This window comes from Streptomyces sp. NBC_01551, from assembly GCF_026339935.1.
Classification (GTDB): Bacteria; Actinomycetota; Actinomycetes; order Streptomycetales; family Streptomycetaceae; genus Streptomyces.
In genome coordinates, this window is record NZ_JAPEPX010000001.1 from 6,280,288 (window position 1) to 6,305,160 (window position 24,873).

Consider the following 24,873-nt stretch of genomic DNA (forward strand, 5'->3'; position numbering starts at 1 on the left):
GGTACCTCGTGACGGCTGGCGGGTGGAGGGGCGTGCGCGGGCGGGTGCGCCCACGGCTCGGGAACCGCGGTGACGCCGGCCCCGGTGAAGCCGGTGTTCCAGCTCTGTGATGTTTACGTAAACACTCGGCTGGCTGCGAGTCTGGGAGCCGCGTCGGGGCCTGTCAAGCAGTCGGGCGCGAATCGTCCAAGCGGCCCGGCTGGGGGTCCCTCGGCCCAACCCCACGTGTGGCGCCCCGGGTTGGGCGGGGCGCCTGTGGCCGACTGGTCGTGAAAACGCCTCGCCCGGCGGACATCGTCGTGCGGTGGCTCATTTTTCCGCCGGCGGGCGCAAGGTGCTTGACGCTCCCAGGTGGGAGTGCCACCATCGCGTAACCGATGGTTACGTAAACATTCTCATCAGGTCCTGCCCATGAGGCCGATTCCGGCCCGGAGGCCGTCATTTCTTCCCTCCGCCGCGGACCTGTAGGTCACTGACACAAGGACCCACCATGACGCTCCTGCCGTCACCGGCAAAAGCAGTCCCCCCACCCCGCTCCCGTTCCCGTTCACGTGCACGTCGGAACGCCCTCGTCGGCTGGGGGTTCGCCGGACCGTTCGCAGCGGTGTTCGCCCTCGTCTTCCTGGCTCCCATCGGGTACGCGCTCTACCTCAGCCTGATGCGCGATCGGCTCATCGGCGGCACCTCCTTCGTCGGCGCGGACAACTATGCCCAAGCGCTGACCGATGCGCGGTTCTGGGAGGGATCGGCCCGGGTCGGGCTGTTCCTGCTCGTCCAGGTGCCTCTCATGCTGGGGATCGCGTTGCTCGTCGCGCTCGCCATCGACAGCGGCCGGCTGTACGGCAAGGCCTTCTTCAGGGTGGCCGTCTTCCTGCCCTACGCCGTACCGGCCGTGGTGGCCAGCCTGATGTGGGGGTTCATCTACGGCACCAGGTTCGGCCTGGTGGGCAACCTGAACGACGCGTTCGGCCTGGCCCTGCCGGATCCGCTCTCGCCCTCATGGGTGCTCGCCTCCATAGGCAACGTAGTGACCTGGGAGTTCGTCGGCTACAACACCTTGATCTTCTATGCCGCCCTCAAGGTGGTCCCGCGCTCCCTCTACGAGGCGGCCGCCATCGACGGCGCCGGGGAGTGGCGCATCGTCACCGCGATCAAACTCCCGGCCATCCGCAGCGCGGTGGTCATCGCGACGATCTTCTCGATCATCGGCAGCTTCCAGCTGTTCAACGAGCCCAACATTATGCAGAACCTCGCTCCCAACGCGATCACTACCGACTACACCCCGAACCTCTACACGTACTCGCTGGCCTTCTCCGGGCAGCAGCACAACTACGCGGCGACCATCGCCATCGTGATGGGCGTCCTCACCGCGGTCATCGCCTACGCGGTCCAGCTCCGCGGCATGCGGAAGGGCTGAGCACATGATCACGGACCCCGCCGGTGTCTCCTCGGACACGAGGGAGCGCACCGCCCACTCCGGCGCGGACTCGAGCAGCGCCGCCACCGCCGGATCACGCAGGCCCCCGGCCGCCGAACCGCCCTGCGCGGCTGCGCCGCGCCGCCGCCGACGGCCCCACACCCCGATCGACCCCAAGCCCAGCATCCCGCTGACCCTGGTCACCGGGCTGGTCCTCGTGTACACCCTGCTGCCTCTCGTGTGGTTGGCCGTCAACGCGACCAAGGACCAGGAGGACCTCCTCGACTCCTTCGGTCTGTGGCTCGGCAGGGACTTCCAGCTGTGGGACAACATCTCCCGCACGCTGACCTACGACGACGGCGCCTTCGTCCGCTGGACGCTGAACACACTGCTGTACGTCGCGGCCGGCGCGGGCGGTGCGACGCTGCTCGCCGTGCTCGGCGGATACGCACTGGCCGTGTACGAGTTCCCGGGCCGCCGAGCCGTGTTCGCCGTCGTCATCGGGGCCGTGGCCGTCCCCGGCACGGCCCTCGCCGTCCCCACGTTCCTGATGTTCAGCGGCATGGGCCTGGCCAACACCCCCTGGGCAGTGATCGTCCCCTCCCTGGTCTCGCCCTTCGGGCTCTACCTGATGTGGGTGTTCACCGCGGAAGCGGTACCTTCCGAACTGCTCGAAGCCGCCCGCATCGACGGCGCCGGCGAGCTGCGCATCTTTTTCAGGATCGCCCTGCCGCTGCTGATGCCGGGAACCGTCACGGTGCTGCTCTTCTCGATGGTCGCGACCTGGAACAACTACTTCCTGCCGCTGATCATGATCAAGGATCCGGACTGGTACCCGCTCACTCTCGGTCTCAACGCGTGGAGCGCCCAGGCCAGGACCGCGGGCGGCGAGCCCGTGTTCGACCTCATCATCACCGGATCCCTGCTCACCATCGCGCCGATCGTCGTCATCTTCCTCCTGCTCCAGCGCTACTGGCAGTCAGGTCTGGCCGCCGGCAGCGTCAAGGAGTGACACGCCCGGCTCCGTGCTTCGTACCGACCCACCTCGTCCGCACACCGAATCAGGAGCACCACCGATGAGAACGAACAGCCGCCACCGGATCTTCGCCGCCGTCGCCGCGACGTGCGCCCTGGCTCTCGGCGCCACCGCCTGCGGTTCGCCGGACCCGGGGGCCGGCGGTTCCGCGAAGGACGTGGCGTCAGCACTCGAAGCCGGAGGCAAGGTGACGGTGTGGGCGTGGGAGCCCACGCTGAAGAAGGTGGCCGCCGAGTTCGAGAAGAAGTATCCGAAGGTGGACATCGAGCTCGTCAACGCGGGCACGGGCGACAAGCAGTACACCGCGCTGCAGAACGCCGTCGCAGCCGGCTCGGGAGCCCCGGACGTGGCCCAGGTCGAGTACTACGCCGTCGGCCAGTTCGCCATCGGCAAATCCTTGGAGGAGCTCTCCCCCTACGGCGCATCCGCCCATGACCAGGCCTTCACCACCGGTCCTTGGAGCGCCGTCAAGTACGGCAAGGGGATCTACGCCCTCCCCATGGACTCCGGCCCCATGGCGCTGTTCTACAACAAGAAGGTCTTCGACCGGCACGGCATCGCCGTCCCCACCACCTGGGACGAGTACGTCGAAGCGGCGCGCGCCCTGCACAAGGCGGACCCGAAGCTCTACATCACGAACGACACCGGGGACGCCGGCGCCACGACCAGCCTGATCTGGCAGGCGGGCGGACGCCCGTACAAGGTGGAGGGCACCGAGATCGGCATCGACTTCGGTGACACCGGCACGGCCCGGTACACGGGTACCTGGCAGAAGCTCATCGACGAGCGACTGCTCGCGCCGGTCACCTCCTGGAGCGACGAGTGGTACAAGGGTCTGTCGGACGGCAGCATCGCCACCCTGTCCACAGGCGGCTGGATGCCCGCCAACTTCGCCTCGGGTGCACCCGCCGCGTCGGGGGACTGGCGCGTGGCACCCCTCCCGCAGTGGACCAAGGGGGCCAAGGCGGGTGCGGAGAACGGGGGCAGCTCCCTCGCCGTGCCGAAGGCGTCGAAGAACAAGGCGCTGGCCTACGCCTTCATCGAGTACGCGACCACGGGGGCCGGCGCCACGGCCCGCGTCTTTGAGGGCGCCTTCCCCGCCACGCGGGCCGACCTGGAATCGTCGGCCTTCCTGGACACGCCGTTCCCCTACTTCGGGGGCCAGCAGGCCAACCGGATCCTGGCCGACGCGGCCCGTGACGTCGGCGCGGGCTGGTCGTACCTGCCGTACCAGGTGTACGCGAACTCCGTCTTCAACGACACCGTCGGCAAGGCGTACGTCTCCTCGACGACCCTGACCCAGGGGCTGGAGGCCTGGCGGGCCACAAGCGCCAAGTACGGCACGGACCAAGGGTTCACCGTCGCCGAATAGCGAGCACAGGCGGTCAGCCGCCCTGGCCGGCGCTTCCGATCGGGCCGACCTTGACCGGGGAGCCGCTGCCGTCCGTGACGGGCAGGGTGGCGGCGCCCGGCCAGGTGAGGGTGACCGACTTCGTCTCGTCCGGCGGGGTCACCACCAGCCCCGTGATGCGGACGCCGGAGCCGCCCGAGGTGTTGAGCGGGCAGTTGACGCCGAAGGAGACCGCCGCCCCCTTCTTCAGGACGGCCGGGCCGGGGTGCTCGCCGCTGCGCTTCGCGGAGAGCGGCCCCGCGTTGCCGATGGTGCTGTCGATCGCCGTGATCTCCAGGTCGTCGGTGCGGCACTTGCCGGCCTTGCCGTTCTCGGTGGAGCCCGCCCCGGCGGCAGGGCGGGTGTCAGCAGTCGCCGCCGTGGAAGACGCAGCCGACCGTGGCACCGCTGCCCATGCTGACGACCCCCACGGCCGGATCGGTGCTGCCCCGTACGAAGCCTCCGGCGTAGCCGTCGTCGTCGGCGCTGCGTGCGCCCAGGTAGATGCCCCAGTTGAGGAAGAGTTCCTGCGAGCCGCCGGCGCTGTCGGGAAACGGCTCGGAGGCGGGACGTACCCGGCGCTGGAGCACGAACGGGCCGTTCATCGCCGAGGTGACCTCGTGCTCCCACTCCGTCGGGTCGGCCTTCCAGCCGGCGGTGATTCCCTTGCCGCCGTGCAGCAGCGTCGGCTTCAGGATCAGCTCGTGCTGGTGGGCCAGGGCGTGGGCGAGCACGTCGACCTGGGAGCCACCCGGGTCCGTGACGCGTGGGCGTACGTACCGCGTCCACGGCAGGAGCCGGTCGACGCACGCCAGTTCGGCGGCGTCGAACAGGGCACGGTGCCGCTCGTCGGAGAGCATCGCCAGGGTGCCCTTGTTGCCGTACAGCTCGGCGTCCAGCCGGCTGAACAGTCCTGCTCTGCCTTGCTCGACCGCGACCAGCAACGGCTCCAGCTGGGCCGCGGACGCGGGATCGGTGAGGTCCTCGGGCAGGAAGTACCGGAAGACGACGTCGACGGCCCGGCCCGAGACCGTTGGACGGCCGTTCGGGTACGTGAACTCGCCGAGGTCGCAGGCGATCCCCTCGACTCCGTAGTCGGCCAGCTTCGCGGCGAACACCTGCAACCGGGGCCCTACGACGGCGAAGTTCTCCACCGTGTCCACCACGGCGACGACGGGTGCCCGGCCGGCGGGGATGGTCGCGGCGCACTCGGCGTACATGGTCCGCACCATGTGGCCCAGCGTGTCCTGGTAGCGGAGCCCGTGCCGGCGTACGAACCCGTCGAGCGGCGGGTACGCCAGCATCGCCCGGTTGATGTCCGCGTTCTCGAAGCCGCCGAGCGCGCTGGTGATGTTGAATTCGAGGAGTTTGAACTCCGTGCCGTCGTGATAGAGGTCGGCCCGCCCCAGCGGGAGGAGTGACCCGGTCCGGGCGCTGCGCGTGATCAGCGCGGATTGCAGGGGATCCATGCCGACTGTCGACGCCAGCGCTGTGAGGCTGCCGTCGAACAGCCGCTCCGGCAGCGAGCGCAGCAGCTCGTAGACCGCGTGGAGGTCTGCGACGACCGTCCGGCGCTCGGTCTCGCTGAGGAAGGCGGGGCCGTTCAGGAACCGGTCCTGGTACGCCAGCGCGAGTGCGGCCGATTCCCGGGCGGCGGCCGTCGGGTGGTCCGTCGACGCGTGCCGCGCGAGCTCCTCCCCGTACGCGCGGCCCAAGCGTGATCTGGGCGCCTTGGGCAGGCTCGTGGTCGTCATTGCATGTCCTTTCCGAAGCGGAACGCGGGTCGGGAACGGGTCCGGTACCGGCCGGTACTGGTCCGGTACGGCGCCGGCGTGACGCGGCGCCGGGCGTCGGCTGCCCGCCCGCTCAGTCCGTGTCCGCCGGTCGCGGAGTCGGTGCGGTGCTGCTCTGCTCGGCGCGAGTGATCCACTGGCGGCGGGCGCCCATGAGGAGCGCCACCGCGACGAGGGCCATGGCGACCGCCCCGATGCCGAACACGGCGCGGGTGCCGACCTCGGCGGCGACGATGCCACCGGCCGCCGCACCGACGGGCAGTCCGCCCCAGGCGATGAGCCGGTACACGCTGTTGGCCCGCCCGAGCAGGTGCTGCGGCACCAGGGTCTGCCGCAGGACGACCACGACGACGTTCCACGTCACGGTCCCGCACGCGAAGATCGCGAGGGCCGCTCCGGCCGCGTACACCGAGGGCACGGCGGCCAGGATCGTCTCGCTCGTGGCGATCAGCGCGGCGGTGGCGACCAGCGCCCCTTCCCGGCCGAGGCGTTCGGTGAGGGCGGGGGCGAATCGTGAGGAGACGACGGCTCCCACGGCTTGGCAGGCGAGCAGGGCGCCGTACCCGAACGGGCCGAGGTGGAGTTCCTTCCCGCTGTACACCACGAGCACGGCGAGCATCGCGTTCCCGGCCAGGTTGATCAGACAGGACACCAGGGCGAGGCTGCGCAACAGGTGGTGGGAGAACAGCCACTTGGCGCCGGCCAGCATCTCCGACATCACGCCGGCCCTGTCCGGTGCGCGCTCGATCGGCCGGGTGCCGCGGATGCGGCTGACCAGTACGGCGGAGCACAGGAAGGTGGCCGCGTCCACGCCGAACGGCAGGGCCACCGCCACACCGAACATCAGCGCGCCGAGGAGCGGGCCGACGAAACCGGTGCCGGCCTCCTGCGCGGCCATGATGCGGGCGTTGGCGGTGGCGAGCCCGGCCTGCGGGGTGATGAACGGGACGAGTACCTGGGCGGCGTTGCGGGAGAGGACTTCGCCGACGCCGAGCAGGAACATGCACACGTAGAGCAGTGGCAGCCCACCCCAGCCACCGAGGATCCCGAGGGCGAGCACCGAGAGCAGGACGGCGCGGGCGATGTCGACGCGCACCATCATCTTCCGGATGTCGACGCGGTCGACCAGCAGCCCCGCCGGGATGCCGAACAGGATGAACGGCACGGTGACGGCGACCGAGGCCGCGCCGATCAGGCGGGGGTCGTCGGTCAGCCGGGTGGCCAGTAGGGGGGCGGCGGCGATCGTGGCCCCGTCGCCGAGCGAGGAGACGGCGGCGGACCACCACAGTTGGGAGAAGTCACGCCCCAGACGCGGCTGTTGCGAGCCGACCTTGGCAGTTGTCGATGCGCTCATGACGCCACGTGGCAGCGCAGCAGGCAGTCCATTGCCTCCCCCTTCGATATGCGGTCGCGTTGTCGACGCCCCATCAGCCCGTCGTCGCTCGCCGAGGCCCGTACGGTCAGGAGCCCGGGATTGCCGAGGATAGTCGGCGTCCGCGGCGGCGTCGAGGAAAAGATCAGGTCCGTCGGGAGGCAGTGCACCTGTCGCGTCCGGCGCCCGGGGTGGACGGGAGGAGCACCTTCGAGGATGATCAAATGGCTTGCGGCCGACGGGGGTTGTGTCCTTCGGTCTTTTGAATGCCTTCCGGGCAGACCGCGCGCGGGCCCTCGAACCGGACGCGATGCGGCGGAGTTGAGCGTCCACAGGACCGACGGCCGATGGGGCATGTGATCCGGCCTTTCAGAGGGTGGAGAAACGACATGGCAGTACCGGACGGTGTATCCGATGCGAACGGGACGGCGGGCGTGGAGGTCACCCGCATGTCGTTCGACGCATTCATGGCCGTCGGCCCCCGGGGGCTGTACAAGGCCGACCGACCCGTGGTGGTCAAGCTGCCGAGCACCGTGCAGGGACTCGGCCGGGACGAAGTGGCGGCGCGCCTGGCCGAGATGACCGTCACCCTCTTCACCGAGCCGGGCGACAAGAACCACCCGGGGCGCTGGGAGACACGGGACATCAAGCTCCGCGAGTTCTTCGCGGACGAACGGCACTTGGCCAGTGCGGACACCTGGCACCGGGTGGTGTCGAACATCCGCGGCAATGCGGCCGACGTGAACGCCGTCGTCGGCTTCGACGCCGAGGAGTTCTTCGGCTACGGCAAATCCCTGTACGCGGCCAACCTGTGGATCAGCCACCGCGGAGTGTTCACCAAGAACCACTTCGACGAGTTCGAGAACTTCAACATCGCGCTCGAGGGACGCAAGCGGTTCATCATCGCTCCGCCCGGCGTGCGGGCCTACTACCCGAGGTCCGTACTGCGCGGGTTCGGGGACAAGTCCGAGGTGGTCGACCTCGACGACGCCGACCTGTTGCGCTACCCGAGGATCGCGGCGAAGCTCGCCCAGCGCCGTGACTTCGTCCTTGAGCCGGGTCACATGCTCTACCTGCCGCTCGGCTGGTGGCACCAGGCCGAGTCGCTGGACGAGATGAACATCAACGTCAATTTCTGGCTCAAGTCCAAGAAGATCCTCCGCAGGCCGCACGTGCTCGGCGTCGCGCTGTACACGTACGCCTACCGGAGGGCCAAGGGCGTCTACAGCTACCAGCCCACCGAGGTGAACTCCTGATGAGCGAGCGCAAGACCATCACCCCGACCCACCGGTACCGCAACAACGACCGGCTGATCGGGGTCGGCAACGCCTTCTGGAACACGTCCTACGAGCAAGGGGTCGCCGGCATAGTCGGCGACCTCGAGGACGGCGTGTTCCACATGCCCGACGGACACGAGTTCGTCAACTTCACGGTCTGCTCCTACCTGGACCTCGACACCCACCCCAAGGTCATCGACGGTGCGGTCGCGTCACTGCGCCGCTTCGGCGTGCTGGACCACTGCATCCCCCGCACCCGTGTCCAGACTCCGGTGCTGCTGGAGCTGGAGGAGTCGCTGGGCGAGCTGTTCGGCGCGATGGTGATCAGCGCGATCTCCACCGCGGCGGCCAGCACCGGCCTGCTTCCCGTGATCGCCTCGGGGCACCTCGGCAACGGCACCCGGCCGCTGATGGTCTTCGACAAGAACGCCCATGTCTCGATGGCCAATGCCAAACCGAGCTGCGCCGACGAGACCGAGGTCGTGAGCTGCCGCCACCACGACCTCGACTTCCTCAAGGACATGTGCCGCACCTACGAACGCGTCTGCTACGTGGTGGACGGCTCGGACAGCCTCGGCGGCTACGCGCCCGTCGAGGAGTTGGCCGAACTCCAGGAGAAGTACAACCTCCTGGTCTTCTACGACGACTCGCACTCGCTGTCCGCCTACGGTGAGCGCGGCATCGGCTACGTACGCTCGCACTCCCCGGTGCTGGACGAGCGGACCATCACCGTGGCGACCCTGAGCAAGGGTTTCGGAGCCGGCGGCACGGCGATCCTGCTCGACGGCTACCCCGAGCAGACGCGGCGGCTCATCGAACGGTTCGCGGGCCCGCTGGGCTACTCGCAGAAGATGAACGCCGCCGCGGTCGGTGCGGCCCTCGCCTCCGCCGAGATCCACCGCACCGAGGAACTCACCCGGCTGCAGGGGCGCCTGCGGTCCAACATCGCGCTGTTCGACTCGCTGGTGGCGACCGAGCAGTCCGGCAGCACGTACCCGATCCGGGTGGTGCCGATGACCGACGAGACGGTCGTCGACGGCGCCAAGCAGGTCTTCGCGGCCGGCTTCTACACCTCGCCGGTGTTCTTCCCGATCGTCGCCCGCGGCACCGCCGGACTGCGAGTGATGCTGCGGGCCGGCCAGACCGAGGAGCAGATCAAGCGGCTCTGCTCCGCGCTGGTCAAGGCCGGGGCGCGCCCGGCGACAACAAGGGAGGGAGTGTCGGATGGACACGCATGAGGACCTCGGCACGGGAAACGGGCACCCGTGGTTCGGCCGTCACCGGCTGCGGCCCGCCGCGCCGGCGGACACGATCCGACAGATGCTGCGGCACGAGCTCCGGGACACCGGCTGGCCCTACCAGCGGCTGCTTCCCGCGGCGCCGATGGCGATCCCGCGCGCGTCCTACGCCGAGATCTTCCGGGTGAGCGTCGCGCTGGTCGAGCTGTTGCGCCGTACCGCCCTGGAGAGCGGCCCCACCACCGCCGACAGGCTGACGGCCTACGACATGCCGGCCACCGAGGACCGGCTCTGGGTGCGCGACCCGTTCATCGAGGAGCGGTACTGCGACTCCGTGGTCCGTCCGGATCTGGTCATCGGGCCGAACGGGCCGCAGTTCCTGGAGTTCAACGTCAGCGGCGCGCTCGGCGGCGTGGTGGAGACGCAGAGCCGGCTGGCGGTGTGGCGCGGGCTCCATGCCGACGAGGAGGGCCGGACCCCGTTCCACTCCCCGAGCCCGTTCGCCGTGCGCGCGCAGATGTTCCGGTCGCTCAGCGCGGAGCTGGCGGTGGCACCGCGGGTTGCCGTCGTCGGCAGTGCCCGGGTGATCGGAGTGGAGCGGCGGTACTTCGAGATGGAGGCCGAGTACTACAACAGCCACGGCCTGACGGCACGCTTCTTCGAGCCTGAGGAGCTGCCCGAGGCGTGGGACTGCGCCCCGCATCTGCGTCATCCGATCGGACTGCGGAACTTCACCATCCCGGACTGGCTCGAAGTGGGCCTCGACACCGCACCGGTCCAGGACGCCCTGGACAACGGCTGCCTGCTGGTGGGCACCCAGACGTCGACCTTCCTGCACAGCAAGCTGACCATGGGGCTGCTGTCGGAAGGGCGGCCCTGGATGACCGATGCCGACCGCCGGCTCGTCGAGCGGTACTTGCCGTGGACGCGGATCCTCTCGGACCGCAAGACCGACCGCGAGGGCCGCCAGGTCGACCTGCTCCCGTTCGTACTGGCGAACCGGGAGCTGCTGGTGCTCAAGGCGGGCCTGGGGGAGAGCGGGAAGCAGGTGGTCATCGGCCGCGAGGTCGACCAGGCCGGGTGGGAGTCGGCCGTCGGTGACGCCGTCGACGGCGGCACCAGCGTGGTGCAGGCCTTCGTGGAGCCGCAGACCTGCCGGGTCGCGCTGATCGCCGACGGTTCCGACGAGCCGTACGACGCCGATGTCGCCCCGGTCCTCGGCCCCCTGGTGTTCGGCGGTCGCCCGGCCGGGTTGTTCTGCCGGTTCTTCGGCGACGGTTCCGCCGGGATCGTCAGCGTCCGAGGAGGGACGAGCAGCTCCGACAACGTGATGGTGGCCATCTGACGGCAAAAGAGAAAGGCAAGGAGAGCCCTCTCCTTGCCACTCTCAACTTATAGCGCGCTGGGGGGCTTGCCGCAAGACCCGGGCCACGGCGCAGAATCGGTCGGCAACCGCACACGGCGGAGCACGGCTGCCTCGGAGGTGCCGCAGTGATCGAGCAGTACGTGTTGGATCTTCAAGAGGTCGACGAGACGCAGGTCGCGGTCGTCGGCGGCAAGGGCGCGCACCTGGGCGGGCTGTCGCGGATCGAGGGCATCCGCGTGCCGGGTGGCTTTTGCGTGACGACGGAGGCCTTCCGGCGGGTCGTGGCGCAAGCGCCGTCGATCGACGATCTGCTCGATCGGCTGTCGCGCGTGAACCCGGACGACCGGGAGGCGATCCGCACGCTCAGCGCGCAGATTCGTCGGACCGTCGAAGGGATCGCCGTTCCGGGCGATCTCGCGGCGGCGATCACCGGCGCTCTCGCCCGGTTCGGCGACCAAGCCGCCTACGCCGTCCGGTCCAGCGCGACGGCGGAGGACCTGCCGACGGCTTCCTTCGCCGGCCAGCAGGACACGTATCTGAACGTCGTGGGGCCGACGGAGGTCCTCCGGCACGTCAGCCGCTGCTGGGCCTCGCTGTTCACCGAGCGCGCCGTGACCTACCGACAGCGGGCCGGCATCGACCACCGTACGGTCCACATGGCCGTGGTCGTGCAGCGGATGGTCTTCCCGCACGCGTCCGGCATCCTGTTCACGGCCGACCCCGTCACGGGCAACCGGAAGGTCACCACCGTGGACGCCGGCTTCGGCCTCGGCGAGGCCCTGGTCTCCGGCCTGGTGAACCCGGACGTCTTCAAGGTGCGGGACGGCGAAATCGTCGCCAAGGCGATCGCCGCCAAACAGCGTGCCGTCCACGCCCTGCCGGCCGGCGGTACGCGGGAGGTGGCGATCGACTCGCGGCGACAGGAGCAGCCGGCACTGACGGACGCGCAGGTCGTGCGGCTCGCGGGGCTCGGGCGGCTGATCGAAGCGCACTTCGGCCGCCCGCAGGACGTCGAATGGTGCCTGGTCGACGACGGCTTCCGGATCGTGCAGAGCCGGCCGATCACGACGCTGTTCCCCGTCCCGGAGACCGGCGACGAGGAGAACCACGTCTACGTCTCCGTCGGCCACGGACAGATGATGACCGACCCCATGAAGCCCCTGGGGTTCTCCATGTGGCAGCTGACGGCCATGGTGGCGATGCACGAGGCCGGCGGGAGGCTGTTCGTCGACGTCACCGGGCGCCTGGCCGCGCCCGCGAGCCGCGCCGGCCTCCTGGACGTCCTGGGGAAGGGCGATCCGCTGGTCAGGGATGCCCTGGAGACCGTCCTCGAACGCGACGACTTCGTCCTCCCGTCGCTCCCGGACGCGGGTCCCGGCGGGCCGCCTGCCGGCGGTGCGCCCGCCCCGATCGAGACGGATCCGGCCGTCGTCACCGAGCTGATCGAGCGCAGCCGGGTGTCCGTCGCCGCCCTGGAGCGCGACATCCGGTCGAAGAGCGGACCGGCGCTGTTCGACTTCCTGCTGGAAGCCTTCGAGGAGCACAAGCGGGTGCTCGGCGATCCGCTGAGCATGCAGGCGATCATGGCGGGGATGGAGGCCACGTGGTGGCTGGGCGACAAGCTGGGGGAGTGGCTCGGCGAGAAGAACGCGGCTGACACGCTGACGCTGTCCGCCCCCGACAACGTCACGTCGGAGATGGGACTGGCGCTGCTCGACGTCGCGGACGTGATCCGCCCGCATCCGGAGGTGGTGGCGTTCCTACGGGGCGTCGAGGACGACGACTTCCTGGACGGGCTGGCGAAGCTCGCGGGCGGGACCGAAGCGCGCGACGCCATCGAGGCCTACCTCGACCGGTACGGCATGCGCTGCGTCGGCGAGATCGACATCACGAGGCCACGTTGGCGCGAGCGCCCCGCCACGCTCGTGCCCGTGATCCTCGACAACGTCAGGAACTTCGGGCCGGGCGCCGCCGAGCGGCGCTTCGAGCAAGGGCGGCACAAGGCGCTGGAGAAGGAACAGGACGTGCTGTCCCGCTTGCGGGCCCTGCCGGACGGGGACCGGAAAGCCGAGGAGGCCAAGCGGATGATCGACCGGGTCCGCACCTTCATCGGGTACCGGGAGTACCCGAAGTACGGCATCGTCAGCCGCTACTTCGTCTACAAGCAGGCCCTGCTGGAGGAGGCCGGGCGCCTCGTGCGGGCGGGCGTGCTGCCGGAGCAGGAGGACGCCTTCTACCTCACCTTCCAGGAACTCCACGAGGTCGCGCGCTCGCACCGGCTGGACGACGAGCACCTCATCCAGCGGCGCAAGGAGGCTTTCCGGGCGCAGCACGCGCTCACACCGCCCCGCGTGCTCACGTCGGACGGCGAGGCACTCACCGGGGCGTACCGGCGCGACGACGTGCCGGCCGACGCCCTGATCGGCGTGCCGGTCTCCGCCGGGACCGTCGAGGGACGGGCCCGTGTCGTCCTCGACATGGCGCAGGCCGATCTCGAAGCGGGCGACATCCTGGTCACGGCCTTCACGGACCCGAGCTGGTCGCCGCTGTTCGTCGGAATCGCGGGCCTGGTGACGGAGGTGGGCGGCCTGATGACCCACGGCGCGGTGATCGCCCGGGAGTACGGCTTGCCGGCCGTCGTGGGCGTGCAGCAGGCCACCCGGCTGATCCGGGACGGGCAGCGGATCCGCGTGCACGGAACCGACGGGTACGTCGAGATCCTGCCCTGACCGGGTCTACGCCGCCGTACCGACCGTGGCCGAGAGCGTGGCGACGGCCGAGTGCACGGTGACGTGGACGTCCGGCGCCCGGACCCCTCCGAGGCCCGACCTCAGGGTCCGGCGGGCTTCCGCGCCGGCGGCGACCACGGCCGACTGCGTACCCGCGTCGCGGCACATGCGGATCGTCCGGGCGACGGTGCTCACGGCCGCCGGACTCGGCGCGGCGTCGGACAGTTGCACCACCACGGGTGAGGACCGGTGGGCGGCCAACAGGCGGTCGATCGCCCAGGCGGTCGCGGCACGGCTGCCGACGTCGAGGTCGGCCCGCAGAGGGATGATCAGCACACCGCTGTCGGTCACCTTGATGGGCAGCACGGACACTCCTTCGCTACGCGAGCCACGCCGGGTACCGCTCAGGTGCCCGGCCCTTCGCGTTGTATGCGTGCGGCCGTGGACAACCGCGGTGATCACCTGGAGGCCGCTCCGCCGCTCACGGCTCCTGCGCCGACGTCACGACCTGTTCGGCCCAGATGGTCTTTCCGGTGGCGGTGTAGCGCGTCCCCCACCGGTAGGCCACCTGGGCGATGAGGAACAGGCCCCGGCCGCCCTCCTCGTCGGTGGCGGCGTGGCGCAGGTGCGGAGCGGTGTGGCCGGTGTCGGAGACCTCGCAGATGAGGTTCTCGTCACGGATCAGCCGGACGTGGACGGGCCCGTCGGCGTAGCGGATGGCGTTGGTGACCAGCTCACTGACGATCAGTTCGGTGACGAACGAGAACTCTTCGAGCCCCCACGCGCGCAGTTGCCCGGCGACGGCGGCGCGGGCGTCGGCGACGACCGCCGGGTCGCCTTCGAGCTCCCAGTCGGACACATCGCGCTCGTCGAGCATCCGGGTGCGGACCAGAAGCACGGCCACGTCGTCGTCCACTGGTCCGGGCAGCAGCCTCGCCAGCGCGAGGTCGCACAGCTGCTCCAGGGGGCGTCGGCGCTCGGCGAGGGTTTCGGCGAGGCGGCCGAGGGCCACGTCGGGGTCGTGGCCGACGGCGTGCGTCAGACCGTCGGTGAAGAGGGCCATGAGGCTGCCGGGCGGCAGCTGGAGTTCGATGCTCTGGAAGGTCTGGCCTCCCAGGCCGAGCGCGGGGCCCGGCGGCAGGTCCGGAAAGGTGACCGCACCGGTGTCCGCCTCGACCACCGCGGGCGGCCAGCCACCCGCCCGCGCCATCGCGCAGCGCCCCGACACGGGGTCGTACACGGCGTACAGGCAGGTCACGGCGGCGACGTCCGCGCCGGGGCCGGATCGTGCGCGCTCTCCACCGAGCTCGCCGTCCCACTCCGCGGAGGTCTGCCGGGCCACGTCGTCCAGGTGGGAGAGGAGCTCGTCCGGTGGCAGGTCCATCCGGGCGAGGACGCGCACGCTCGTGCGCAGCAGTCCCATGGCCGCGGCGGCGTGCAGGCCGTGTCCCTTCACGTTTCCGACCACCAGGGCGACGCGCGTGCTGGACAACGGAACGACGTCGAACCAGTCACCGCCGATTCCGGACCGGCTGTCGGCCGGCACGTAGCGGCTCGCCGCCTCGACAGCCGTCTGCGGCGCCAGTTTGCGCGGCAGCAGGCTCCGCTGGAGCTTGAGGGCCGCGGTGTGCTCGCGGGTGACGACCAGCATGAGCACGACGCCGATCAGCAGGGCTCCCAGCCCCACCACGGCCACCCCGCCCGTCGGCCCGATCAGCGGCAGGTCGATGGAGGTCGCACCGTATCCGGGGTCGGCGTAGACGTGGAAGCCCGCGTAGCAGAACACCGAGAGCATCATCAGCCCGCCCAGGCCCGGCAGCAGGCCCTTGGACACGAAGTCCTTCGCGCTGCGGCCGAGCACCTTGCGGTAGTACCAGACGCAGGCGAAGCCGGTCAGGCCGTAGTAGAAGGCGATCGCCAGGCCGACCGACTCGATGGAGTCGGCGAGCACGTTGTGGCTGATCAGCGACAGCAGGACGTAGAACGCGATCGAGACCAGCCCCATGCCCACCGTCGACCAGGTCGGGGTGAGGTATTTCCGGTGGACCCGGGCGAACCCGGCGGGGACGGCCTTGTGCGCGGCCATCGAGAAGACGGTCCGCGCCAGGGGCAGGATCGTGGTCTGGGTGGAGGCCGCCGCCGAGGTGAGCACCATGAGGATCAGCAGTCCGGTCAGGAGCCGGCCGATTCCCTGATCGCCGAAGACCGCGCTGCCGAGGTCGGAGAGCACGTCGTCGTCGTTGTCCTGGTTGGCCAGGCCGATGCCCTCGGTCCCGACTCCGGCGAAGGCCTGCGCCGAGGTGGCGACCGCGACGTAGATGACCAGCAGCAGGACGGTCGAGATGACCGCGGCGCGCCCGGGGATGTGTTCGCTGTCAGCGGTCTCCTCGTTGACCGTGACGGCGGTGTCCCAGCCCCAGTAGATGAAGACGGCCGCCAGCAGCCCCGCCGTCAGCGCTTCGGCGCTGGGCACGAGCAGCGGGTTGAACCAGGAGGCGGAGACGCGGATCGCCGTCGCCGGGGGATCCGTGTAGACCTTGGTCATCGCGGTGACGGCGAAGAGGATCAGTACGACCACCTCGACCGTCAGCAGGGCGCGCTGCAGGGCGGCGGAGATCTCGATGCCGACGTACGAGACGGCGGTCATCACCGCGATCCAGGCGACGCCCGCGACGGTGACCCACAGCCGGCTCTCCGCCAGCGACTCGTATCCGAACAAGCGGTACGTGTAGATGCCGGCGATCGCCGCGAGGTTCGCCATCACGATGACGTCGGCGACGATGATGCCCCAGCCGCCCATCCACCCGATGCGGGGGCCGAAGGCCCGGGTCGCCCAGGTGAAGGTGGTCCCGCAGTCCGCGTCGCCGGCGTTGAGCTCCCGGTAGGCGTAGGCGATCAGCAGCATCGGGATGAAGGCCAGCATCGTGATGACCGGGGCCTGGGGGCCGACCCTGGTCACGATGAGGCCCAGCGTGGCCGCCAGGCTGTAGGCCGGAGCGGTGGAGGCCACGCCGATGGCCACGGAGGAGGCCAGGCCCAGGGCGCCGGCCTTGAGGCCCTTCTCCCCGGCTCCAGGACCCGCTGCGATCGCGGCCACTGGCTCCTTGTCACCATTGGGCGGCGTCAAAACGGATTCACCGACTTCCTGAGCGGTCCATGGGCTCCGGCAGGGCATCTTCCCTCAGCGGGAGAGGCCGCCGGATCCGACATGCCGCATCAACTGCGGACCGGGGTGAGGACCACGAAGTCGGCGTTCGACGGGTCGAGGCAGACGGCGAGGCGGCCGACGCCTTCCGCGTCCTGCGGTCCCATCTGTACGCTGCCGCCGTTCTCGGTGACCTTGGCGACCGCGGCGTCGCAGTCGGCGACGGCGAAGACGGGGTGCCAGTAGGGCCGTCCGTTCGTGAGGGCGAGGTGCTCCGCGGGCAGCTCCATGAGACCGCCGTGCATGCGCTCCTCGGGCAGCCCGGCGGGAGTGATGAGGGTGTACGTGCCCCCGCCGCCCGGCAGGCCCATGTCGCTGTACTGCCAGCCGAAGACGCCGCCGTAGAACTGCTTGGCGGACTCGGCGTCGCTCGTGTACAGCTCGGTCCAGGACAGCGAGCCCGGCTCGTCCACCAGCTCGACGCCCTTGTCCTCTCCCGGCTGCCAGACGGCGAACTGTCCCCCCAGCGGATCGCTGTACTGGGCCATCCGGCCCCAGTCGCCGAGGTCCCTCGGAGCCACCCGGACCGTGCCGCCCGCGCGCTCCACCGCCTCGGTGGTGGCGTCCGCGTCGGCGACGCTGAAGTAGATCATCCAGGCCGAGCGCGCGCCCTCCTCGGTGAGCTTGCCGAGCCCGGCGGCGATCTTGCCGTCCCTGCGGAACATCCCGCCTTCCATGTCCTCCCCCTCGCCCAAGTCCTCCCCCTCGCCCATGGACTCGTACTCCCATCCGAGCACGGCGGCGTAGAAGGCCGCGGCGGCCCGGACGTCGGGGGTGCCGAGGTCGAGCCAACAGGGGGAGCCGGGGGCGAAGTCAGTGGTGATCATGGCGATTGCCTTTCGCAGGTCCTGTATGACCTCAGCCTGGCACCGCACCCCGGCCGTCGCCCGTCGGCGCTGCGTCTACGACGGCCGGGCGGCGGGTGTTGCCCGGCTGCGGCACAGTTCGACGAGGCGCTCCCAGGCCGGCACCGGTTTGCCCGTTTCGGCTGCCATCAGGGTGACGGTGACCAGGGCGTCGACGGCCAGGACCGGACCGGCGCCGCCGACCGGACCGGCGCCGTCCTCCGTGCCGGTGCCGTCCTCCGTGCCCGGCGTGCGGAGTCCGCCGAAGGCGTTCACCTCGTCCGCGAGGGCCTCCAGGCGGGGGTCGTCACGGTCCCAGCCGGCGGCCTGGTCGGCCGTCAGGTACAGGCGCTGGAAGGCGGGGTCCTCGAACAGGGCCCGTTTCTGGAGGGCCCACCGCGGCACCTGGTCGGGGTACTGCGCCGCCAGCAGGACCCACGTGTCGCGCTCGGTCCGTACCGACTCCGGACTGAGGCCGAGCCCGCGGAGCCGGTCCAGGAGGACGACGACCTCCTGCGGCAGGAACAGGGCGTCCCCCGCGGCCAGTTCGGCGATCCGGCCGCGGCGGCGTCTCAGGTCCCGGATCCGGCCCCTCAGCTCGCTGTCGATGTCCGCGACCGCCGCGGAGAACTCCTCGGGCGAGGCGCCCATCAGCTCCTCGATCCGCGCCAGCGGGACGCCGGCGTCCGACAGGGTCCTGATGCGGATCAGGGCGACGATCGCGTCCGCTCCGTAGCGCCGGTAGCCCGAGGCGTCGCGCTCGGGCTCGGGCAGCAGGCCCCTTTGGTGGTAGTGGCGGATGGCCCGCACCGTCACGCCGAGAGCGGTCGCCACCTGGCCGATCGTCAGCATCCTTGGTCCCCCGGGAAATCGGCGGGCGAAGCCGCTTGACCCTGACCCTGCGTCAGGGTCCGACGATCTAATCATGAACACGACGACAAGCCGCCGACAGGCTTCCGAATCCGTCCCTTCCACGGGCAAGGCCAGGTTCGACCGAGTGGTCCACGCGGGCATCCGGCTGTGCATCGCCACGGCGGCGGTGGCGCAGATCGCCATCGCGGCTCCTTCGGCCTCCGCGGCGCCGGCGTCACACGCCGACCACTTCGCCGCCCAGCGGGCGCTGGGCCGGGCCGTGGCCGACGGGGGAGTGCCCGGCGTCCTGGCCACGATCCGCGACGGCCGTGACACCTGGGTAGGCGCCGCGGGCGTGGCCGACACCGAGACCGGCCGGCAGCGCCGGCAGCAGGACCGCTTCCGGGTCGGGAGCACGACGAAGACCTTCACGGCGACCGTGATGCTGCAACTCGCGGCCGAACACCGGCTCAGCCTCGACGACTCGGTCGAGAAGTGGCTGCCCGGCGTCGTGCGCGGTCCCGGCTACGAGCCCGAGAAGATCACCGTCAGGCAGCTGCTGAACCACACCAGCGGGATCTACGACTACGTCAACGACGACGTCATGAGCAAGCGGGGCGCGGGCACGCCGTTCCTCGAACACCGCTTCGACGGCTACCGCCCCGAGGAGATCGTACGGATCGGGCTCTCCCACCCGCCCGCGTTCGCTCCCGGCACCGGTTGGGGATACTCCAACACCCCCTACTTCCTCGCCGGGATGATCATCGAGCGGGTGACCGGCCTGCCGCTGGCCGACGCGATCGCGCAGCGCGTCGCCCGCCCGCTCGGGCTCACGGCGACGTACCTGCCGCGCGGCGACGATCCGCTGATCCACGGTCCGCACGGGCGGCACTACTCGAAGCTGATGCTGACCGGCCCCGACGCCGCGGTCTACGACGTGACCGAGCTCAACCCCTCCTGGGGGTGGGCGGCCGGCGGCGTGGTCTCGACGACCGCCGACCTCGACCGGTTCTTCGGCGCGCTCCTGGGCGGCCGGCTCCTGCCCCCCGCGCAGCAGCGGGAGATGTTCAGCATGGTCACGACCAAGAACTGGATCCCCGACACCACCTACGGCCTCGGTGTCGCCTCGCAGAAGCTGTCGTGCGGAGTGACGGTCTGGGGCATGGGAGGCGCCATCAACGGCTCCTGGACCTACACGTTCGGCACCCGCAACGGCACCCGCATGGTCTCGGTCAACTCCAACGGCGACTGGAACCACCCGATCGCCGCGTTCACCGACGTCCTCCAGGCCGAGTTCTGCCCGGGCCCCACCCCCGCGCCGGCCGCGTAGGAGGCCTGACCGCGTACGAGTACGGGCGGGCGGATCCCGCCGGAGGCGGGCGGAATCAGCCCATCCGGATATTGGCGTTCCGAGGGAGGTGAGGGCGCCTCCCGGGTTCTCCCCGAGGTGAGGCGGCCGCGAGCCGCCCGGGGGTGGCACGGGGGGAGGGCCCGGCTTCGGCCACGCGCCCCCGCGCGCCTCCCGCCGTGACGTTCCCGCACGGTGGTAGCTGGGAAGCCGCTTGGTGCTGATCGACCGTCACCTGAGGGGAACCCGATGACCAAGGTCCTGGTGCTGCACAGCGTGTGCCTCGTGAGGTCCGCCCTGGCCGCGCTGCTGAGATCCGAAGGCGACTTCGACGTCACCTCCTCCGGCTGGCGCGCCGCCGCGCGCCAGGCGGAGTTCTTACGACCCGACGTGGCGGTCGTGGACCTCGACTGTCCCGGGGCGTCGGCCGCCCTCCTCTCGGACGCCGGCGCCACCCGCCCGCTGCCCCGCTCCACGTCCCTGCTCGTGCTCGCCCGCGCCGACACGCCCGGCTCGCTGCGCCGCGCCTTGCGGACCCAGGCCCTCGGCTACGTCGACAAGGACGGCTCGCCCGCACGGCTGGTCCGGGCCATCGCCAAGGTCGCGGCGGGGGAACGCTCCATCGACGCCACGCTCGCCTCGGCCTTCATGGAGGCCGACCCCATGCCGCTCAGCCCGCGCGAGCTGAGCGTTCTGGCCCGGGCCGCCGAGGGCGACTCGATCGCGGAGATTGCCCGTGCGCTGCACCTCGCCAGCGGGACCGTACGGAACTACATGGCAGCCGTGACACGGAAGACCGGCGCCCGAAACCGGATCGACGCCATCCGGATCTCCCGGCGGGCCGGCTGGGTCTGAGCCCCCGGGTACGGGTTGCCCCGTACCCGTAGCCGCACCCCGCCTCACCCGCGCGCGGTACCCCGCCTCACCCGCGCGCGTCCCACACGCCCACCAGATCCCGGTACAGGGGCGACCTGGCCGGGAGCTCCGCATGCGTGCCGCACACCGCGCGGGTCCCGTCGAGTACGAGGACCCGGTCGGCCCTGACGGCGGAGGAGATGCGGTGCGCGACCACCACCAGGGTGCCGGGGCGCTCGGCGAGCGCCCGCTCCGCGCGTTCCTCGGTCCGGGGGTCGAGGTGGCAGGTGGCCTCGTCGAGCAGCAGCAGGGGGGCGGGGGAGAGGTAGGCGGCGGTGAGGGCGAGGTGCTGCCGCTCGCCCTGGGAGAGCCGGCCCGGGTCGAGGACCGCGTCCAGCCCGCCGAGCCGGGCCACGAGTCCGTCCGCGCCGAGGGCGGCCGCGGCCCGCTCCACCTCGTCCCCGGGGACCGGGCCGGGGCACAGGTGGGTCAGGTTCTCGCGGACCGAGCCCGTGAACACGTACGCCTGCTGGGGCAGCAGCGTCCGGCGGACGTCGGGGCCGCGCCCCCGGGCGTCCCGCGCGGCGGCGCCCGCCACCCGTACGGTGCCCAGGCCGGGCGGCAGCAGGCCGGCGATCAGAGCGGTGAGGGTGGACTTGCCGATGCCGCTCGGCCCCACCACGGCCAGGTGTTCGCCCGGCCCGACCACCAGGTCGAGGCCGTCGATCACGGGGTGCGCGCAGGGGCCGTAGGCGAAGCGGACCCGCCGGAGTTCGACGGCGGGCGACGGCGCGGGCGCGGGTGCCGGCTCCGGCTGCGGCGCGGCCACCTCCGTCACGGCGGGAGCCTCCTGTTCCGGGGCCTCCGGTTCCGGGCCCTCCGGTTCCGGATCGCAGAACCGGTCCAGTACCACCAGCAGCCTCGTGCCCGCCGCCCCCAGTGCCGTCATCAGCGCGTCCAGGGCGGGGAGCAGCGACTGCACGAGGTAGGTGAGGGCCCCGGCCACCGCCCCCGCGCTCACCCCGCGGCCGAGCAGCCAGGGCGTTCCGGCCAGCAGGACGACGACCGGCAACCGGCCTGCGACGCCCAGCGCCAGGGTGCGCAGCGCGGTCCACCGCGAGAGGCGTCCGGTCAGCCGCTCCTGCTCGGCGATCAGCAGCTCCACCGGGGCTCCGGCACTCGCCCCGCCCCCGCACGCGACGACGTCGCGCAGCCCCGCCGCCAGTTCGCCGGCGCGTGCGGACAGCGCCTCGTCGGCGTCGAGCGCCGCCCGCTGCACGCGCGCCATGGGGTGCAGCGTGGCCAGGAAGGCGGCCGTACCCAGGAGCAGCGCGGGCAGTACGAGGACCAGCAGGACCGGATCCAGCGCGGCCAGCCCGAGCAGCGCGCCCAGGGCGGTGAAGACGAACGACCGGGCCACCAGGACCAGTCCGGCGAAGGAGTCCCGGGCCATCTCGGTCTGCTGCGTGAGCCGGGAGACGGCGCCCGCGTCACCGGCCCGCCCGGGATCGGCGACGGCCCGCCCGATCGCCTGGCGCACGCAGCGCCGCACCAGGCCGTCCCGCAGCGGTTCGACCAGGTCCGCCAGTCCGCCGAACACCCCGCGCAGGGCGACGGCGCCGAGCAGGGCCCCCGCGCCGGCCACGGCCAGCCAGCCGAGCCCGGTGCCGGTGCGGCCGGCGAGGAAGCCGTCGTCGAGGGCGCGGGCCACGGCGTAGCCGCCGAGGAAGGTGTGCGCGGACTCCAGCAGGGACCAGAGCGCGAGCCGGCGCAACGCCCGGCCGCGCCCGCGCAGGAAACGCCGCCCCTCGCCGGACACCCGGCGCCAAGTCCCGTACTCGCTCATCGAACCGCCTCCCGCCCGGGCGCCTCCAACGCGCGGCGCCGCAACCCGCCGCCGCCCCGCCCGGCGGGCCCCCCGCCCGGTCCCGCCCCTGCCCCCTCGGCGCCCGGCTCCGGCTCCGCGCCCGGCTCCGGGTCCGGCTCCGCGCCCGGCTCCGCGCCCGGGTCCGGGTCCGCATCCGTGCCCGTGCCCGTGCCCGGGTCCGCGTCCGCATCCAGGTCCGCGCCCGGCTCCAGCTCCGGGCCCGTGCCCGGGTCCGCGTCCGCATCCAGGTCCGGGCCCTGCTCCGCGCCCGTGCCCGGCTCCGGGTCGGCATCCGGGTCCGCGCCCGCGCCCCTGCCCGGGTCCGCATTCAGGTCCGCGCCCGGACCCGGGTTCGCGTCCGGCTCCGGTGCCGGCCGAAGGTCCGGACCCGTGCCCGGGTTCGCGGCCGGACCCGCGGCCGGACCCGCGGCCGGACCCGCGGCCGGGATCGGGGCCGGTGTCGGGGCCGCGCTTGTTTCTGCGGCCGGTGTCGGCGGCGGCTGCGTGTCCGGGGCCGCTGCGGCGCCGAACACCGCACGGTAGGCGGGGTCCCGCCACAGGTCCGCGTGTGTGCCCGTCGCCCGGATCCGGCCCGCGTCGAGCCATACGACGAGGTCGGCGCCGGCGGCCGAGGAGACGCGGTGGGCGACGACGAGACGGGTGCCCGGCCGGACGTCGCGGGCCAGGGCCCGCTCCACCTCCCGGGCGGTGACGGTGTCCAGGCTCGACAGCGCGTCGTCCAGGACGAGCAGCCGCCCGGCGTGGCAGAACGCCCTGGCCAGGCCGAGGCGTTGCAGCTCCCCGCCGGACATCGGCGCGTCCGCGAGCGCCGTGCCGTAACCCTCGGGCAGCCGGCGCACGAAGGTGTCGGCCCCGGCCGCCCGCGCGGCGGCGCGCACGGTCTCCGGGGCCGGCTGCGGCCCGCTGCCGAACGCGACGGCAGCCGCGACGCTCTCGCCGAAGAGGGCAGGCCGTTCGAAGGCGTGGCCGACCTCGCGGCGCAGCTCCCCGGCGGACAGTTCGTCCAGCGGCACGCCGTCGAGCAGGACCTCGCCCTCGTCGCACGCGGTGAGCCGCCCGGCCACGGCGGCCAGCGTCGTCTTGCCGGAGCCCGAGCGGCCGACGACGGCGGCGGTCGTCCCGCCGGGGATCCTCAGGTCGACGTCGCACAACACCACGGCGCCCGCGCGGACGACCCGTACCCCGCGCAGCTCCAGCGTGCCCGGCCCGGCCCCGGGCAACCGGCGCACCCCTTGCGGGAGTTCGGGCAGGTCGAAGAGGGCCGCCGTGCGGCGGGCGGCGGCCCGGCCGCGCACCACGGCCGCCAGCCGCCCCGTCACGGCGCCGACCCCGGCCGCGAGGCCCGCGTAGCGGACCGCGGCGAGGAGCCCTCCGACGCCCAGGGCCCCCTCGGCGAGGCGGATCCCGCCCACGCCGAGGACGACGTACAGCAGCAGGGGCATGAGGGCGCTCGTACGGGCCATCGTGGTGCCGTAGATCCGCCAGGTCCGCCGCCCCTCGGAGCCGAGCTCCGGCAACCGGCCCAGCACGCGCGCCTGTTCGCGCTCGGCGGTGCCGGCGGCGGCGATGGTACGGGCGCCCGCGAGGGCCTCCACGAGGAGGCCGGCCATCGCGAGCTGCACCTCCTGGTAGCGGCTGACGCTGGCGCCGGAGTCGCGGGCGAACGCCCTCAACAGCACGGCGAGCAGCGGGAGTCCGGCGAGGAAGGCCAGCGCGGTCCACACGTCGACCAGGACCAGCGCCACGAGTCCGCCGAACGGGGGGAGCAGGGCCACGGCCGCGCCCACGACGGCCGCCGGCACGGCGCCGGCGGTGGTGGCCTGCGAGGTCAGCCGGGCGGAGAGTTCGCCGGGGGAGTGCCGGGCGGCGTGGTGCGGCGCGGTGCGCAGCAGGCGGCCGAGCCCAAGGCGCCGCAGCCAGGCGGTGGAGCGGGCGTCGACGCCGCCGGTGAGCCGGGCCGTCGCCGCGTCGAGCAGCACCTCGGCGGCGATCACCACCGCGCACCATGCGGTCCACCGGGCGCCGCCGGGGTCCTGGCGCAGCAGCAGGTCGAGGGTGTGGCCGAGGACCGCCGGTTCGGCCAGGGCCGCGCCGGCGGCGCCCACCGAGCAGGCGGACACGGCCGCGAGGCGGCCGGCGCTGTGTCGCGCGGCCGCCCGCAGAGCCCGGTCGGCGCCGCGCGCGGCCGCCGCCTCGCCGGTGGCATCGGGTGCGGTCATGGGCGGCGGCTCCAGGGTGTGGTGCGGGCCCGGGCGGTGAACC

17 protein-coding genes and 1 pseudogene are annotated in these 24,873 nt (G+C 72.0%); 9 read left to right on the forward strand and 9 right to left on the reverse strand.

The features are described 5' to 3' along the window. The first annotated feature begins 490 nt into the window (after window positions 1-490). The 3 genes from OG982_RS28240 to OG982_RS28250 all read left to right on the forward strand — a co-directional run bounded on the left by OG982_RS28240 (window position 491) and on the right by OG982_RS28250 (window position 3,825). Window positions 491-1,417: a carbohydrate ABC transporter permease gene (locus tag OG982_RS28240; protein ID WP_266782023.1), complete on the forward strand. Its 927-nt coding sequence runs from the start codon at window positions 491-493 to the stop codon at window positions 1,415-1,417. Between the two features lie 4 nt (window positions 1,418-1,421). Next, window positions 1,422-2,429 (forward strand): carbohydrate ABC transporter permease, encoded by a 1,008-nt coding sequence (locus tag OG982_RS28245; RefSeq protein WP_266949660.1) that lies wholly within the window; start codon window positions 1,422-1,424, stop codon window positions 2,427-2,429. Between the two features lie 64 nt (window positions 2,430-2,493). Further along, window positions 2,494-3,825: a sugar ABC transporter substrate-binding protein gene (locus OG982_RS28250; protein WP_266949661.1), complete on the forward strand. Its 1,332-nt coding sequence runs from the start codon at window positions 2,494-2,496 to the stop codon at window positions 3,823-3,825. 13 nt (window positions 3,826-3,838) lie between these two features. Here OG982_RS28250 and OG982_RS28255 read toward each other — a convergent pair. The 3 genes and pseudogenes from OG982_RS28255 to OG982_RS28265 all read right to left on the reverse strand — a co-directional run. Beyond that, window positions 3,839-4,195 (reverse strand): annotated as a pseudogene (locus OG982_RS28255) (DUF4232 domain-containing protein); the annotation flags it as partial. 13 nt (window positions 4,196-4,208) lie between these two features. Further along, a complete protein-coding gene (locus tag OG982_RS28260) occupies window positions 4,209-5,597 on the reverse strand; it encodes a hypothetical protein (RefSeq protein ID WP_266782017.1) in 1,389 nt (462 codons plus the stop codon). A 112-nt stretch (window positions 5,598-5,709) separates the two neighbouring features. Beyond that, window positions 5,710-6,990, reverse strand: a complete 1,281-nt coding sequence (locus OG982_RS28265; RefSeq protein ID WP_266782014.1) for an MFS transporter — start codon at window positions 6,988-6,990, stop codon at window positions 5,710-5,712. Between the two features lie 407 nt (window positions 6,991-7,397). On the opposite strand from OG982_RS28265, the gene OG982_RS28270 reads away from it, so the two are divergent. From OG982_RS28270 to rph, 4 genes are all read left to right on the forward strand, one after another. Further along, complete coding sequence (locus OG982_RS28270) at window positions 7,398-8,264, forward strand: cupin-like domain-containing protein (RefSeq protein ID WP_266782012.1); 867 nt, start codon at window positions 7,398-7,400, stop codon at window positions 8,262-8,264. Then, window positions 8,264-9,523 carry an aminotransferase class I/II-fold pyridoxal phosphate-dependent enzyme gene (locus OG982_RS28275; RefSeq protein ID WP_266949663.1) on the forward strand — a complete coding sequence of 420 codons (1,260 nt, stop codon included), beginning with the start codon at window positions 8,264-8,266 and terminating at the stop codon, window positions 9,521-9,523. The genes OG982_RS28270 and OG982_RS28275 overlap by 1 nt, the downstream gene beginning before the upstream one ends. Further along, complete coding sequence (locus OG982_RS28280) at window positions 9,510-10,868, forward strand: hypothetical protein (protein ID WP_266949664.1); 1,359 nt, start codon at window positions 9,510-9,512, stop codon at window positions 10,866-10,868. The genes OG982_RS28275 and OG982_RS28280 overlap by 14 nt, the downstream gene beginning before the upstream one ends. Window positions 10,869-11,014: 146 nt before the next feature. Continuing rightward, window positions 11,015-13,618, forward strand: coding sequence for a rifamycin-inactivating phosphotransferase (gene rph / locus OG982_RS28285; protein ID WP_266949666.1), 2,604 nt, complete (start codon window positions 11,015-11,017; stop codon window positions 13,616-13,618). 6 nt (window positions 13,619-13,624) lie between these two features. Here the strand turns inward: rph and OG982_RS28290 are convergent, their stop codons facing one another. From OG982_RS28290 to OG982_RS28305, 4 genes are all read right to left on the reverse strand, one after another. Further along, entirely contained in the window at window positions 13,625-13,984 is a 360-nt protein-coding gene (locus OG982_RS28290; protein ID WP_266782005.1) for an STAS domain-containing protein, read from the reverse strand. Window positions 13,985-14,099: 115 nt separating this feature from the next. After that, entirely contained in the window at window positions 14,100-16,715 is a 2,616-nt protein-coding gene (locus OG982_RS28295; protein ID WP_266782003.1) for an amino acid permease, read from the reverse strand. Between the two features lie 119 nt (window positions 16,716-16,834). Continuing rightward, window positions 16,835-17,650, reverse strand: coding sequence for a VOC family protein (locus tag OG982_RS28300; protein WP_266949667.1), 816 nt, complete (start codon window positions 17,648-17,650; stop codon window positions 16,835-16,837). Between the two features lie 75 nt (window positions 17,651-17,725). Then, entirely contained in the window at window positions 17,726-18,502 is a 777-nt protein-coding gene (locus tag OG982_RS28305; protein WP_323139285.1) for a MerR family transcriptional regulator, read from the reverse strand. Window positions 18,503-18,593: 91 nt separating this feature from the next. Between OG982_RS28305 and OG982_RS28310 the strand changes: the two genes are divergently transcribed. Beyond that, window positions 18,594-19,850 carry a serine hydrolase gene (locus OG982_RS28310; protein WP_266949670.1) on the forward strand — a complete coding sequence of 419 codons (1,257 nt, stop codon included), beginning with the start codon at window positions 18,594-18,596 and terminating at the stop codon, window positions 19,848-19,850. A gap of 267 nt (window positions 19,851-20,117) precedes the next feature. Continuing rightward, entirely contained in the window at window positions 20,118-20,723 is a 606-nt protein-coding gene (locus OG982_RS28315; protein WP_266781995.1) for a LuxR C-terminal-related transcriptional regulator, read from the forward strand. Window positions 20,724-20,790: 67 nt separating this feature from the next. Here OG982_RS28315 and OG982_RS28320 read toward each other — a convergent pair whose 3' ends face one another. Beyond that, complete coding sequence (locus tag OG982_RS28320; RefSeq protein WP_266949671.1) at window positions 20,791-22,569, reverse strand: ABC transporter ATP-binding protein; 1,779 nt, start codon at window positions 22,567-22,569, stop codon at window positions 20,791-20,793. Then, complete coding sequence (locus OG982_RS28325) at window positions 22,566-24,830, reverse strand: ATP-binding cassette domain-containing protein (protein WP_266949673.1); 2,265 nt, start codon at window positions 24,828-24,830, stop codon at window positions 22,566-22,568. Before OG982_RS28325 ends, OG982_RS28320 begins: the two co-directional genes overlap by 4 nt. Window positions 24,831-24,873: the final 43 nt, after the last annotated feature.